Below are 13606 nucleotides of genomic sequence, written 5' to 3' on the forward strand. Positions count from 1 at the left end.
CGCGCGAATGCCGTCCTGAAGAACTGGCGCATCCTGCGCAAACTCCGCTGCTGCCCGCTACGTGCAGGTCAACTCGTCAAAGCAATCTTCGTCCTGCAAGCTCGCGAGGTGCGGTGAAAAACCTTCATTGTGTCGGCCAGTGTCGCCGTCTGTCGGGCTGTATCGCGTACACGCGAGCAACCACCGAGCAACCACGTGTTCTTGACCATCACCATTATGTGCCATTCGCCCCCTTCTCGACATGGCTATGTGCCGTGACGAGGCTTCGACCCTCACTGCGGCCGAACGCGGACGAGCATCCACCGAGCAGTCATGAGTAGACGATGTGCGACCTTGTCAGGATGACTTGCATCGCTTCGGAAGCGACGCCAAGCCTGCTTGACGTGCAGGATGAGGCTTTCTGTCGGCGCAACCCACGAGTTCGTTCAGTAGAGGGAATCGCCCCGTGATGTTCAGCGGGGTGGGAGCAGTGTCCGTTGGAGGTCTCCCTGAGACGCACGGGCCTGATCTGCTTGATGACGAAGTCTTCACATGGACGATCGAGGCCGTCCATGGGGAGCGCCGATACACCTGGGAGGAAGGGTCGCCGATGCCGGCCGCAGTCACCACGCCCGCCTGGGTCATCAAAGATCTCAGTAAATCCTGCTCCCTTCAGGCAGTGTGGCGGGCACCGCAATTTGATGCAGTCGGTCACCATCAGCATATGGCGTCGCCACTACATCATCCTTAGGCCCAGGTATCTGACCAGCGTCTTGCCCTGCAGTGTTGGCGCCACGTGAACGTTCGGTAACGATTCGTGATCGAGTGCTGTTTGCGCAAACGTGAGCAATCATCGGCCTCTTGACCATTGACGTGATGTGTCATTTATGCCCTGTAACACGGCCTGCATTGGATATGGGGCTAATGCAGGAGCTTGACATGCATGATTGCAGTTTTTCTCAGAATCCGCCTTGACGGATCTCCCGTCGCAAGGGATTCTGACGAGGCGATCAAGGAAGTGTTATGGTAACAGTCGTCACGCCTGACGGAAGACGCTTTGCGATCAGGGAAAAGGCACTTATGGGTAGCGGGGGTCACCGCCTGTTTGATGGCAATCAGCACGCCGGCATATTCGGCCGCGGCACACGGTTCGACCGCGGACCTCGAAACCGCTGCACGGATTTACCTTCAATCGCGAGTCGACCGGCTGACCGGCGGCTCGCGGGGCGTCGCACTCGATGCGGTGCCGGCGACCGCGCAGTTCCAGGACACGCTCCGAGCCGACTCTGCGGCGATCGACGTGCGCCGCGAGAAGCTGAGATCGGCCAACGGCGGACACAGCCGGGGCCAGGTCACCGTCTCCGACACGAAGATATCGACCAGCGAGAAGACCGCGACGGTCCAGCTGACCGAGCACACCATGTTGTTCTACGCCCGCACGACGCCGGGCAGTCTGGACGCCGAGGAATACCAGCTGCGTCACACGTTGACGTACAACCTGGTCGGAAGCCAGTGGGTGCTCAGTCATGACGCGCCGGACATTCACGTGGGAGACCTCGCTCCCGACACCTACCCGAGCAAGCCGGAAGCCGTATCGGAAGCCGCTCCATCCAGTAAGAAGATCAGCAGCACATTCCGGCCGCGGACGACCTCCCAGGGCGCGGTGCCCGACAAATCGTCGCCCACCTATCGTGCTCCCGGTAACTCCACGCTCGCCTACGACTACGGCGCAATGACGAGATACGCCCTGCAGTACTGGGACAACTACAACCCGAACTACCGAACCTACGGCGGTGAAGGCGGCGACTGCACCAACTTCATATCGCAGATAGTCAAGGCCGGAGGCTGGGCGGAGACCGGGTCCTGGCCGGGTGAGAACCGGACCCTCCCCGACCAGTGGTACTACGGGCACGAAGGGACCTGGACCACCACCTACACCTGGGCGGCGGCCGAAAACTGGTACTGGTTCGCCTCTCCCTTCAACTCCGGCAGGACAGAAGCCCTCGACTACATCTGGGAAATGGGCGTCAGCGACGTTCTGCAAATCGACTTCGACCGGAACGACAACATCAGCCACTCCATGTTCGTCACCGGCCGCGACGGTGGAGGACAGATAGCCGACGAGCTGTACATGACCTACCACAGCACCAATACTCGCAATAAGAGGCTGAGCAGCATCATCGCGGCGACCCCCGATGCATGGTTCTACGCACATCGGACGTGACACGGCAGACATGAGGATCATCTCGAACATCCGGTGGAGGCCGGCCTTGGCTTTGGCCTGGGTTCTGGCCTTCGCCGGATGCGCGCAGCTGCTCGGATGCGGCATCGCGGAGGCGCCCGGAGGCGCCGCCAGTCCCCGGGCCGCGGTGGACGCCTACGTGCTCGGGCTGAACCAGAACGACGCGGATGGGCTCGCTCTGCTGGCTCCGATCGGGAACGACCCGGCAGCCGACATCCGGCGGCGGCTGGAGGCGTACGGCGGCCGGCGGATCCGGCTGGAGAATGTCGACATCAGCCGCGAGATCTCGCCGGAGGTGGCGACCGCCCGGCTCGTGGGGCGCGGCACCTCTGGCCGCTATCGCGAGACCCTGGTGCTCACCCGCCAGGAGCGGCGCTGGTATGTAGCCCTGGGGGAGCATCCCTATCCGGCGAAGACCCCGGCCTCGACGGCTCGCCCTGCGAGCTAGAGGTTCTGCTCGTAACCGGCGACCGATGAGCGAGACGGGACAAGGAGCGTCCGCGACGGCCGATCGCGAGATCGTGATCTCCCGGGTCATCGACGCCCCGCGAGAGCTGGTGTCCGAGGCGTTCACCGAGGTGCGGCACCTGTCACGGTGGTGGGGGCCGGAGGGGTTCACCACCACCACGCGCTCGTTCGAGTTCCGCGCCGACGGGGAGTGGGACTTCGTGATGCACGGGCCGGACGGGACGGACTACCAGGAGTGGATCACCTGGACCGAGATCGTCCCGCCGGAGAGGATCGCGCTGCTGCACGGCGAGTACGGCGGCGACCCGAACGCCTTCGAGTCGGTCCTCGCGTTCGCGCTCGACAGGGCGGCGACCCGGATCGAGATGCGCACCGTGGCCGCCTACGTCGCCGAGATCGTCCGGAAGGGAGCAGGGAGCTGATGGCCGGGAAAGTGTTCTTCAGCGTGTCGATGTCGCTGGACGGTTTCATCGCGCCCGTGTCCGCCGCGGAACTGATGGGGCGGCAGTGGATGGAACTGCAGCGGTGGGTCTTTCCGCAGCGCTTCTTCAGGCAGAACCTGAAGCTCGGCGAAGGCGGCGAGGAAGGCCGCGACAACGACATCCTGCGGGAGACGTTCGAGCGCACCGGCGAGCGTGATGGGCAAGCGCATGTTCGACGCCGGCGAGAAGATGTGGCCGGAGGAGGAGCCGTTTCACACGCCGGTGTTCGTCGTGACGCACGAGAAGCGCGATCCGTGGGAGCGGCCGGGCGGGATCACGTTCCACTTCGTCAACGACGGCATCGAGACCGCGCTCGGCCTGGCCCGCAAGGCCGCCGGCGCCCGCGACATCCGCATCGCGGGCGGCGGCGAGACGACGTGCAGTACGTGAACGCTGGCCTGGTCGACGAGTTCTCGATCGCGCTGTCACCGGTGCTGTTCGGCTCCGGGGTCCGCCTGTTCGAGAGCGTGGACGCGGGCCGCGTGGCCCTGGAACAGGTCCGGGCGGAGACGACGCAGCGGGTGACGCACCTGACCTACGCGGTCATAGAGCGATGACCATCTCCACCTCGGCGCTCCACCACCGAGGCCGGCGGCGCGACCAGTCCTCCGCGAGTACGGCCCGGCCGGTCTGTGCGGTGAGCTGGTCCACCCAGGAGACCGCCGGCAGCCGACTCGACCGGCACCTTCCCACCCCGCCATGCGTATCGTGGTGCACGGCGGCACGGACGCGCTTACGCCCGCCGGGCCGCCTCTGCGACGCCGGCCTGTTGTTCATCCGCGGCCGGTTCGTGGAGCGGACCGTCTCCCAGGTGAACTCGCCCGGGTTCGAGCTGGTGGAAGATCGCGCTCATCGTGCACCCCGCTCACCGTCGCCGACGCCAGTCGCTGCGCGCAGGGTGTCGCCGCAGGTCGCGGGCCGCTTTGTCCTAGGACCAGCGCAGAGAGCACTGTCTGGGGGAATTGTGAGCGAGCCCTTGGTCGCTCCTGCCGCGATTCAAATGCAGCAGGAGTCCGACGCCGCGACCGCCGAGATCGAGCGCCTGATCACGTATGGGTGTCGAGCCCGTACGGACAGCGCGGCCTGGTCGCGTACATGCAGGTTCAGCCGAGCCACGTGGTCGAGGTGCTGGTGGATACCGCCCGAGAGGGGCTTCGCCATCGCCGCTCAGTCCAGTACCTCCGACCGCGCACCGGTCTTGACCCGCTGCACGCCATCACGGCGCACTCTTAACTCGACCAGGCACCTTTATCAGCTCAATGCCGCCGCATCGAGTAGTACTCATCGTCCATGTAGGATCCGCGTTTCGATGTCGAAATCCGCGCCTCCGTGTCAGTTGGTTGTCGGATTCGACATGCCGACGCGGACCGGCAGGTCAAGGGACGGGTCGAGCCGAGATAAACGGGAATTCCGGCCATGGGTGGATCTTGAGCGCTCTGACCTGCTGCAACGTCGAGGGGTTCGAGCTCCGCCGTACGACTCGGGGCCTTGAATAACTACCGGCCTCCGCTCAGCGCTTCCGCTCACCCAGGACGCAGAACTCGTTGCCCTCCGGGTCGAGGAGGGTCACCCAGTGCTGCTCGTCCTGCACGGTGTCGACGCGCCGGGCACCGAGGGAGAGCAGCCGGGCGACCTCGGCCTCCTGGTCGTCGGGGCGGAAGTCGGGGTGGAGCCGGTTCTTCGACGTCTTGCCCTCGGCGACAGGCACGAAGAGCAGCCCCGGCATCCGGTCCGGCTCAGGCCGGATCTCGATGATCTCCTCAGATTCGTCGACCACAACCCAGCCGAGAGCCTCGGCCCACCAGCGCCCGAGAGCGACAGGGGCGGCGGAGTCGACGATGATCTGTTCCCATTCCAGTGCCATGGGCTTGAGCATAGACAGGACCGGCGGACCGGCCCCGGAGGGGTCGAGCCGCGATACGAGCAGAAGCGGCCAACGGTCGATCATGTTCGTGATCTCGGAAGTGGACTGGGTGAGTTTCGGAGTCCTGGAGTGCGGAATCTCGGAAGTACGGCTGGCCCCGAGTCGTACGGCGGAGCTCGAACCCCTCGACGTTGCAGCAGGTCAGAGTGCTCAAGATCCACCCATGGCCGGAATTTCCGTTATCTCGGCTCGACCCGGACATCAACGAGCCTGTCACCTGGTTGCCGCCACTCGCTTTGGTCGACCATCTCGACTTGCCCGGCCGGAGCATGTCCCTGCCGGACACCAGCCAAGCAGCCTGGCTTATCCGGTCACACCAGATGTCTCCGGCCGCCACCGCGCACGCGCTAGGCACCAGCACGGAACACCTCAGGCTTGCCTTCGAATTCCAGTCCACTCGACTCGCGCTTCCAAGCGGGCCAACATGACGAGAGGATTCGACACGCCCGCGCGGACTAACACGTCCGACAGATCGCGCGGACTGGCGACCAGCCGCAGGTCCAGACGCTGCCATCCGACACAGAACTGCGGATCCTACAGTCCAGGCGGGATCCGGGGTAATGATCTTGAAGGGCTATGGTCGCCCAGGTGGAACGCTTGCGGTCGCATTCGTATGAGAAGGGGGTGCGCGGCGCCGGTCAGCTGTCCTGCGGTGAGGCGGTGGCCGAGGCGGCGCCGAACTATCTGGAGTCGGCGGTCAACGCCGGGCTCGTCCCGGTCGTGGAACTGATCGACAGCGGATGGCGCGCGAGCCTGACCAACATCAACGACGAGATCGAGCGGCAGGCCACCGCCATGGCCCACCGCGACCGCCGACCTCCCGCTGCTGCTCTACCGGTTCCGCACCACCCCCACCAGCGGGATGCGTGTCGGGACCGTGCTGAACAAGCTGGCCGAGACCGCCGAGACCGCCGAGCACGTCGGCGAGTTCGCCCGCGAGTTCGGCGAACAGAACTGGGTCGACATGGACGAAGACGAGACCGCAGACTGGCGCAAGGTCCTCACGGACCTGGAAGCCGCTGCCGCAACCTTCCGCCGCACCGTGAACCTCATCAGCTAAGTGGTCCGTGCGTGCCACTCCCATCGGAGGGCAGGACCAGCCCGGCACCGCACATTTTCATGGGCAGTGTCGAATCTGTCCCTCGCCCGTTCGACTTCAGGATATGAGCCCTCATGAAGGAGTAGCCATGTCCTCGGCAACCCTGCCGCCAGCACGTGACCTCCCACAGCGACGAGCTGACACCCTTGACCGTCTGAGCAGCGGATTCCAAATGTGGCTGGCCACCGGGAGCGACGGTCACGGGGCACACCTGATCCCAGTCGCCTACGTCTGGAACGGCTCGACCTTGACTACCGCGACCTTCCGCCGCAGTCGCACGGTCTCAAACCTGCGAGCGAGGCCAACGGCGCGGTTGGCGATCGGGGACACCGCCGACGTCGTCCTGATCGATGCCTACACGATTCTGCTCGACGTGCCCAACATCGACGTCGCCTCAGCCGAGGCGTACGCAAAGGTATCGACAGACCCACGCAATGCCCCGGACATGTTCCTGTACATCCGCCTCGTCCCCAAGCGGATACTCGCATGGAATTCTCTGGCAGAGTTCAGCGGCCGTACCCTCATGCTCAACGGCTCCTGGCTTGATACCCCCGTTGACTGAGGCTTAGTGGTCGCCCCCGTAGGCCCACCGACATCAGAACGGCCAGTCACGATAAGACAAGCCCGCCGGGCGTTCGCGTTCTCAGAAACGAGCGTTTGTGAGAGCTGATCTATTGGGGATTCGCCTGCTGGTTACGCGCTACGCTGCCGACCGCACCGGAAATACGCCGGTACCGCAGCAGGCAGCCAGCGCACAATGCGCGCGAACCCACGACACCCTGATCGACACTCAGGCCGCGCCGGAGGCTTCCTCCGTCATCGGGCGGTGAAGTTGGCCATCATGGCCGTGAACCGCAGCTTCATGTGCTACAGCCCGAGTGAGGCGATGAGGTCGCGCATCTCATCGCGGTAGACGGTCGCCGGGTCGTGGACGAGCCCGCGCAGGTGCCCGTAGATCTCCAGCGCGATCAAGCCGTGCATGCGCCCCCACACGCGCATGGTCAGGGCCAGCCCCGCGGGCGGCAGATCAGGGAACTCCTCCCGGGTGTGCGCGACCAATCCGACGTCGAACTCGGCCCAGTCATAGTCCTGGCTCGCGCTCCCGGTGACCGGCCACGCGGCAGCCACGAGACCGGTGATGCCGGTGCAGGCGCGCACTCCGGCGGCAATGCCGGGGCTGTTGTCCGGCACCTGGTAGCCGGGCACCGGGTCACCGTAGATGAGCCTGAAGCCCTCGGGGTTGGCAAGAGCCCATTCTCGTACGGCCTGGGCCCAGGCCATGATCCGGCCGCCGGCATCGGACTCGGGCACCGCGTCACGCGCTGACTCGGCGGTCTCGACGAGGGAGGTGTAGACGTCGCCGATCAGTGTCGTGACGAGGTCGTCGCGAGTGGCGAAGTAGCTGTAAATGGCGCCCGCCGTCATGCCCATCTCGCGCGCGATGGCGCGTAGCGAGATCGCGTCGGGGCCGCCCTCGGCCATGAGCTTAAGCGATCGCCTTGATTTCGGCGCTGGTCTGGGCACGCAGCCGTTCGCGTCGGCTCATGGTCGCTTCCATGCGGTAAGTCTACAGGGTTTGATTATTGAACGCCACGCTCCATAGTGAACGCCGTGTAGTAAATAGACGGCATGTAGGAAGGTGTTGATGGAATCGCCTCGACTGCGCCTTGGGCTGCTGGCGTTGACGCAGCTCATCGTGGCTCTCGACTACAACATCGTGTACGTGGCGCTACCCGACATCGGGGACGCGCTCGGTTTCAGCCCGTCGTCGGTCCAGTGGGTGGTCAGCGCCTACGCGATCGGCCTCGGCGGGCTTCTGCTTCTCGGCGGGCGGGCCGTTGACCGGCTCGGACCGCGCCGGATGTTCATGGCAGGCCTGGCGCTGTACGGCGTCGCCTCGCTGGCAGGCGGACTGGCGACCGGATCGGAGATGCTGGTGGCCGCCCGCGCGGTCCAGGGCATCGGCGGCGCGCTGCTGACTCCTGCCACTCTCACCCTCATCTACCGGGGATTCGCCGAGGGACCGGCCCGCAACCGGGCCCTGGGCGCCTGGGGCATGGCGGGCAGCGCGGGACTGGCCGCCGGATCCCTGCTGGGCGGCGTGCTGACCAACTATCTCGGCTGGGAATGGGTGTTCTACGTCAACGTGCCACTGGCGCTGATCTGCGCCCTGGCCGCACCCCGCCTGCTGCCCGCCGACCCCGACCGCACCCCGGGCGCCTTCGACGTGCCCGGCGCGCTGCTGGCCACCGGCAGCGCCGCTCTGCTGGTGTTCGGGCTGGCCAGCGGCCCCGACTCCGGATGGGACTCGCCCCGCGTCTACGGATCGCTGGTCGCAGGCGCTCTCTTGCTGGCGGCGCTCCTGGTGGTGGAGTCACGCACCCGCGACCCGCTGATCCCGATACGGCTGGCCCGTGGCCGCTCCCTGGCCACCACCATGATCGTGATCGCCGTCTTCCAGGGCACCCTCGGCGGCGGCTACTACGTCCTCACCTCCTACCTGCAGCCCGTCCTCGGCTACAGCTCTCTGGAGGCGGGCCTGAGCTTCCTGCCACTCACCCTGATCTGCATGTTCGCCGCCGCGAAGGTCACCCCGATGGCGCTCGGCCGCTGGGGGATCCGCACCACACTCTCGGTCTCGACGATCGGTACCGGCGTCGGCATCGCCCTCATGGTCATGGGCACCACTCCTGCGGGGGGGTTCTGGACCCTGCTGCCCGGCAGCGTCGTCTGGGGCCTGTTCGGCGGCATCGCCTTCGTCGCCCTGTTCGCCTCCGCCGGATCCGGCATCGCGCCACACGAGCAGGGCGTCGCCTCCGGAATCGCCAGCACCGCCAAGGAAATCGGCGGCGCCATGGGCCTGGCCGCCATCGTTGCCATCACCACCGCCTCGCCCGACCTCCTCGGCGGCCTGCACGTCGCCGGCTGGACGGCCGCCGCGCTCACCGTCGTCGGCGGCCTGATCGCCCTCGCACTTGAACCCTCCCGATCCCGCACTCCCCAAGGAGCAACCGCATGAGCACCAACGACCTGATCCTCAAGTACCTCGACATCTGGAACGAGCGTGACGGCGCCGCCCGTGAAGCGCTCATGACGTCCGTCCTCACCGACGACTCGCTCTACTCCGACCCCGACCACGCGGGCCTGCACGGGCACGCGGAGCTGTCGAAGGCGATCGGCACGGCCCAGCAGAACTTCGGCGACCTGCGCTTCACCCTCGACACCCTGATCAGCACCCATCACGACCGCGCCCTGTTCACCTGGCGGCTCGGCACGGTGGCCACCGGCTACGACGTGGTCGAGTTCAGCGGAGACCGCATCAGCAGTATCATCGGGTTCTTCGCATGAGCGGCTGGGGAGCGGCCTGGACCACCGCACCACAGCGACCGGGCGCCGGCTTCGGCCCCAACTGGTCGCAGGAGGGCTTCGCTGGCCACACGATCCGCCAGACGGTACGGCTCGGCATCGGTTGGACACCCTGAGACTCAGGCTGTCCAACCGGTACGGCACGGCGCCATTCCGCATCACCGGCCTGACCGTGGCTGCCAGTGCGGGCGGCGCCGAGGTCAAGCCCGACACCCAACCTTCCTTGAGACTCAAGAGCATCGAATAGGCGACACCTGATTGCGCGAGGTTGCCAGTGCTGGACCCGATCTTGGGCTCGGGGTAGGGCTCTTCGGTCAACGGTCACCTCTCCTGCAGGGGGCGGGCGTCGAGCATGTCCTGGTCGATCGCGGCCTGGCAGGCCGCCGCCATGTACATCGTCGGCAGGTGCGTGCCGTCGCCATCGACGGTGCGGGTTCCGGCGTCGGAGAAGATGAGCTGCGCCGCGCCGACGGCGGTGCCGGTGAGGTAGGCGTACATGTCGCGGCCGCGTACGGGGTGCCCCTCCGCGTGCCTCTGCAGCATCTCCTTCACCTGCCGAATGATCTTCCGCGACATCACCGGATCGGCAGCGGCGCCGGCCAGGGCCGCCCGGCCGTACTGCTCGTTCAAGCGGGGAAGATTGAGGGTGCCAGCCCGAACGGTGGGGCAGCGGGTTCGACCTCGGCGAACAGGTCGAGCTGTTCGTGCCCTTCGACGAGGCGGCGGCGCCTACTCATCGCGGCCGCCTGCTGCAGCGGGGCGCCGGGCGGGCCCGGCCGCGTCAAGTTCGCGCATCGTCAACGTTCTCCTCGGGGTGGAAAGAGAACGCCCTCTGCCTCATGCCGCAGGTGCATGACCGCACCCCGATGTGGGACGCCCCGCTCATTGCGGGCGGGGGCAACTCCCTCCCCCGGAAGCGAGGCCCCACATCGGACAGGACATGCCCGAGCCGCGGAACCAGTCGGCCATGTACTGCTGCATCTGGAACATCTCGGCATGCTGAGCATCGCTCACCTGGCCGGCGAAGGCGGCGACCTCGGGGTGCGAGATGTTCCCGTGCATGAGCAGATGCTGCGACATCATGACGGTCATCATGTGGTGCGGGATCATGTCCTGCAGGAACGTCTCATCCAGCGCGTCGCCGGACAGCTTGGACAAATCGCGCATCATCGGCCGGATCTGGACAGCGCCAGAGGCGTGACGTCGGCCACGGTGTGAGCGGCCCTGCCACTTGCCGGCAAGGCCGCTTGCCTGTCCCTGTGTACATGACAGTGAGGTGGGCCCGCCGCTCCAGTGGGCAGGGCGGCAGCCGACCCCACAGTATGAGCAGTAACCACTTGCTGTACCGGTGACTTCCACGACGCGTCATCCTCACCGTGTACGAGATGAAGCGGCTCGGCCGCGACGCGAGCCACGACGGCGGAGACCAGAGCCTGCAGGCATGCGGGGCGGGGTTCTCCATGCACACAACGGGGCGGGGCCAGCCTCAGGACGCCCCAACTCGAACCACTTGACGCCGCACGGGAGAAATCCTCAGCGTCGCTTCGCCAGCAACTCAAACAAACTGGAAAAGCCCTGTTCGCCGTGGCCGCCGGCGATTCGGTCGTCCATCAGTTCCTTGACCTGCCGCATCCGCATGGCTTCCACGCCGATGGATTCCCGATGGCTGATCATGTCGTCCATCAGTGCGGCCTGGACATTGAGCGAACCAAGATCTGGCGGGCATTCGCCGCTCTTGACCGCCTTGCCAATCGAGAGCAACAACGGCGGGTAAGCGACCACCGAGCCGGCGATGCGCTCGGCGAACTCCGCCACGTCAACCCCTTCGGCCTGCACCAGCCTGAGCGCGTGCAGAAAGCCGATCAGCAGCTCGTAGGCCACCGCGACCTGGGCCATGAATTCCACGGCGGCCAGGCCGGCGTCTTCGCCGTGGTACGCGATGCTGCCCAGCACCTGCAGCGTCGACTCGTGGGCTTCGAACGCGCTGCGGGAACCGCTGAACGGGAACATGATGTTCGGCGTGCCCACATACGGAGGGTCTCTCATGATCTTGCCGTCGAGGTACTCGGCGCCGCGCTCACGTGCCCAGCGCTCGTTCGCCCGCGCCTGACTGGGAGAGCCGCTGGTGAGGTTCACCAGCACCTTGCCCGCGATCGCGGCATCGACGGAACCCAGCACTTCGTCAACCGCTGTGCTGTCGAGCAGACAGACCACGACGAGCGGGCTCGCCGCCACCGCCTCCGCGGCCGTCGCGGCCGCCGTGGCACCGGCATCGACCAACGGCGCACTCTTGCTCGCGGTCCGGTTCCAGACCGTCGTGCGATATCCACGGTCGACCAACGTCCTGGCGATCGCCGATCCCATGTCACCGAGACCGAGCACGGTGACCTGACCGGCCGCGGCAGTTGGGCCGTCGGTTGTCGTTGTTGTCATGATGGTCCTTCCTTGCCGAACGAATACGTTTCTCGTGCTGGTCGTTTGCCGGGTCAAGGGCTCTCGGCGGGCTGGAGCGGCTTGTCTCCCTGAGAGGGCTGCCCGCTGTCGGTGCCGGCCTTGCGCAGCGCGGTCAGGGCGATGAGCGCGGTGGCGGCGGCGAAGGCGGCGCAGACAACGGCGACCACGTTCAGCCCGCTGGTGTACGCCTCCCGCGCGCCGGCAAGGAGTTGCCCGGCCACCGAGCCGGTGAGGTCCTGGGCGGCCGCGAGCGCCCCTTCGAGGCTGTTGCGCACGGTCTCGGCGTCGGTCGCCGGCACACCGTCCGGAACGGTCACAGAGCTGCGGTAGACGATCGAGCCCAGGCTGCCGAGAGTGGCGATGCCCACGGCTACGCCGAGATGGCTAGCGGTCTCCGAGAGGGAGGCGGCCGAGCCGCTCTTCTCCGGCGGCGCCGCGCTGACGATCAGGTTGGTGCCGAGCGCGCCGATCGGGCCGGTGCCGAAGAACGCGATCACGAAGCCGATGACCAGCAGCGGCAACCCGCCGACCGGGTCGACGAAGGCGATCGCGACGTAGCCGGCCGCGGCGACGGCCAGACCCGCCGCGATGACAGCCGCCGTGGAGAACCGCTTGGCGAGGCCGGGAGCGAGCTGCGCGGAGACGATGGAGGCGATCGCGGAGGGCACCATCCACAGGCCTGCGTGCATCGGGGAGAGCCCCTGCACCATCTGCAGAAAACCGGTGATGAACAGGTAGCTGCCGGCGACGGCGACCATCAAGATCACCTGGATCAGCAGCGAGGCGGTAAAGGCACCGTTGCGGAACAGCGTGACGTCCACCACGGGATGTTCGAGCCTGCCCTGCCGCAACACGAACAGCGCGCCCATGATCAGACCGGCCAGGGCGGCTGCGACCGGCATGACGTCGAAGCCGTACTTGGCGATCTCCTTGATGCCATAGATGACGGGCAGGATCCCCGCGAGCGAGAGGACGACGCTGATCAGATCCAGCTTGCCGCCGACGGGGGCCTTGTACTCGGGCAGGAGCATCGGTCCGGCGACGAGCAGGATCAGCATGACCGGCACACCGAGCAGGAAGGCCGAACCCCACCAGAAGTGCTCGAGCAGCAGGCCGCCGACGACCGGGCCGAGTGCGGTGCCGACCATGAAACAGCTCGCCCACAGCGCGAAGGCGCGGCCGCGCTGGGCTGGATCGTGGAACATGTTGCCGATCAGGGCCAGCGTGGACGGCATGATCGTCGCCGCGGCGACCCCGAGCAGCGCGCGGCTGACGATCAGCATCTCGGCGCTGCCGGAGTAGGCGGCCAGCAGGGAAGTGACCAAAACGGCAGCGGCACCGATCAGCAACAGCCTGCGGCGGCCGATCCGATCACCGAGGGTACCCATCGTGACCAGAAAGCCGGCCATGAGGAAACCGTAGATATCCATGATCCACAACATCTGGTTCCCGGTGGGCCGCAGCGCCTCCGCCAGCGAGGGCAGTGCCAGGAACAGGACACTCTGGTCCAGCGACAAAAGCAGGGTGGGCAGGGCCAGCACGGCGAGCCCGGTCCATTCCCTGGCCCCTGCCTTCCGGGTGACATCGGACAT

General features: G+C 66.4%; 18 protein-coding genes and 1 pseudogene. 11 read left to right on the top strand and 8 right to left on the bottom strand.

The annotated features are described in order from the left end of the window. The 6 genes and pseudogenes from Q9G87_RS58690 to Q9G87_RS58715 form a co-directional block, all read left to right on the top strand. Nucleotides 1–117, top strand: a pseudogene (locus tag Q9G87_RS58690) (IS5/IS1182 family transposase); the annotation flags it as partial. A gap of 970 nt (nt 118–1087) precedes the next feature. Continuing rightward, nucleotides 1088–2203, top strand: a complete 1116-nt coding sequence (locus tag Q9G87_RS58695; RefSeq protein ID WP_305925389.1) for an amidase domain-containing protein — start codon at nt 1088–1090, stop codon at nt 2201–2203. A gap of 46 nt (nt 2204–2249) precedes the next feature. Beyond that, nucleotides 2250–2669, top strand: a complete 420-nt coding sequence (locus Q9G87_RS58700; RefSeq protein ID WP_305925390.1) for a Cif family virulence factor — start codon at nt 2250–2252, stop codon at nt 2667–2669. Nucleotides 2670–2694: 25 nt separating this feature from the next. Beyond that, complete coding sequence (locus tag Q9G87_RS58705) at nt 2695–3111, top strand: SRPBCC domain-containing protein (RefSeq protein WP_305925391.1); 417 nt, start codon at nt 2695–2697, stop codon at nt 3109–3111. A gap of 216 nt (nt 3112–3327) precedes the next feature. Then, nucleotides 3328–3561, top strand: a complete 234-nt coding sequence (locus Q9G87_RS58710; protein WP_305925392.1) for a hypothetical protein — start codon at nt 3328–3330, stop codon at nt 3559–3561. After that, entirely contained in the window at nt 3558–3728 is a 171-nt protein-coding gene (locus Q9G87_RS58715; RefSeq protein ID WP_305925393.1) for a dihydrofolate reductase family protein, read from the top strand. Before Q9G87_RS58710 ends, Q9G87_RS58715 begins: the two co-directional genes overlap by 4 nt. A 439-nt stretch (nt 3729–4167) precedes the next feature. On the opposite strand, the gene Q9G87_RS58720 is transcribed toward Q9G87_RS58715, so the two are convergent. Together Q9G87_RS58720 and Q9G87_RS58725 are read right to left on the bottom strand one after the other, a co-directional pair. Further along, complete coding sequence (locus tag Q9G87_RS58720) at nt 4168–4332, bottom strand: hypothetical protein (protein ID WP_305925394.1); 165 nt, start codon at nt 4330–4332, stop codon at nt 4168–4170. A 349-nt stretch (nt 4333–4681) separates the two neighbouring features. Then, nucleotides 4682–5035, bottom strand: coding sequence for a VOC family protein (locus tag Q9G87_RS58725; RefSeq protein WP_305925395.1), 354 nt, complete (start codon nt 5033–5035; stop codon nt 4682–4684). A gap of 937 nt (nt 5036–5972) precedes the next feature. Between Q9G87_RS58725 and Q9G87_RS58730 the strand changes: the two genes are divergently transcribed. After that, nucleotides 5973–6155: a hypothetical protein gene (locus Q9G87_RS58730; RefSeq protein ID WP_305925396.1), complete on the top strand. Its 183-nt coding sequence runs from the start codon at nt 5973–5975 to the stop codon at nt 6153–6155. Nucleotides 6156–6282: 127 nt separating this feature from the next. After that, on the top strand, nt 6283–6756 hold the full coding sequence (locus Q9G87_RS58735) for a pyridoxamine 5'-phosphate oxidase family protein (protein ID WP_305925397.1): 474 nt from the start codon (nt 6283–6285) through the stop codon (nt 6754–6756). A 305-nt stretch (nt 6757–7061) separates the two neighbouring features. Here the strand turns inward: Q9G87_RS58735 and Q9G87_RS58740 are convergent, their stop codons facing one another. Beyond that, the gene (locus tag Q9G87_RS58740; RefSeq protein ID WP_305925398.1) at nt 7062–7676 is read right to left on the bottom strand and encodes a TetR/AcrR family transcriptional regulator; all 615 of its coding nucleotides are present in this window, start codon (nt 7674–7676) and stop codon (nt 7062–7064) included. A gap of 163 nt (nt 7677–7839) precedes the next feature. Here Q9G87_RS58740 and Q9G87_RS58745 point away from each other — a divergent pair, with 163 nt between their 5' ends. Genes Q9G87_RS58745 through Q9G87_RS58755 form a run of 3 tightly spaced genes read left to right on the top strand, consistent with a single transcriptional unit; the run spans nt 7840 to nt 9676 of the window. After that, nucleotides 7840–9213 carry an MFS transporter gene (locus Q9G87_RS58745; protein ID WP_305925399.1) on the top strand — a complete coding sequence of 458 codons (1374 nt, stop codon included), beginning with the start codon at nt 7840–7842 and terminating at the stop codon, nt 9211–9213. Then, a complete protein-coding gene (locus Q9G87_RS58750; protein ID WP_305925400.1) occupies nt 9210–9542 on the top strand; it encodes a nuclear transport factor 2 family protein in 333 nt (110 codons plus the stop codon). The genes Q9G87_RS58745 and Q9G87_RS58750 overlap by 4 nt, the downstream gene beginning before the upstream one ends. After that, entirely contained in the window at nt 9539–9676 is a 138-nt protein-coding gene (locus Q9G87_RS58755) for a hypothetical protein (RefSeq protein ID WP_305925401.1), read from the top strand. The genes Q9G87_RS58750 and Q9G87_RS58755 overlap by 4 nt, the downstream gene beginning before the upstream one ends. 205 nt (nt 9677–9881) lie before the next feature. Here Q9G87_RS58755 and Q9G87_RS58760 read toward each other — a convergent pair whose 3' ends face one another. From Q9G87_RS58760 to Q9G87_RS58780, 5 genes are all read right to left on the bottom strand, one after another. Next, nucleotides 9882–10190: a hypothetical protein gene (locus tag Q9G87_RS58760; protein WP_305925402.1), complete on the bottom strand. Its 309-nt coding sequence runs from the start codon at nt 10188–10190 to the stop codon at nt 9882–9884. Next, the gene (locus Q9G87_RS58765) at nt 10187–10345 is read right to left on the bottom strand and encodes a hypothetical protein (protein WP_305925403.1); all 159 of its coding nucleotides are present in this window, start codon (nt 10343–10345) and stop codon (nt 10187–10189) included. The genes Q9G87_RS58760 and Q9G87_RS58765 overlap by 4 nt, the downstream gene beginning before the upstream one ends. Before the next feature lie 97 nt (nt 10346–10442). Continuing rightward, nucleotides 10443–10919 (bottom strand): DUF305 domain-containing protein, encoded by a 477-nt coding sequence (locus Q9G87_RS58770; RefSeq protein ID WP_305925404.1) that lies wholly within the window; start codon nt 10917–10919, stop codon nt 10443–10445. A gap of 174 nt (nt 10920–11093) precedes the next feature. Beyond that, complete coding sequence (locus Q9G87_RS58775; protein WP_305925405.1) at nt 11094–11993, bottom strand: NAD(P)-dependent oxidoreductase; 900 nt, start codon at nt 11991–11993, stop codon at nt 11094–11096. A 53-nt stretch (nt 11994–12046) separates the two neighbouring features. Then, nucleotides 12047–13606, bottom strand: coding sequence for an MFS transporter (locus tag Q9G87_RS58780; protein WP_305925406.1), 1560 nt, complete (start codon nt 13604–13606; stop codon nt 12047–12049).

Origin of the sequence: Nonomuraea turcica, from assembly GCF_030718205.1 — a bacterium.
In the GTDB taxonomy this organism is placed as follows: Bacteria; Actinomycetota; Actinomycetes; order Streptosporangiales; family Streptosporangiaceae; genus Nonomuraea.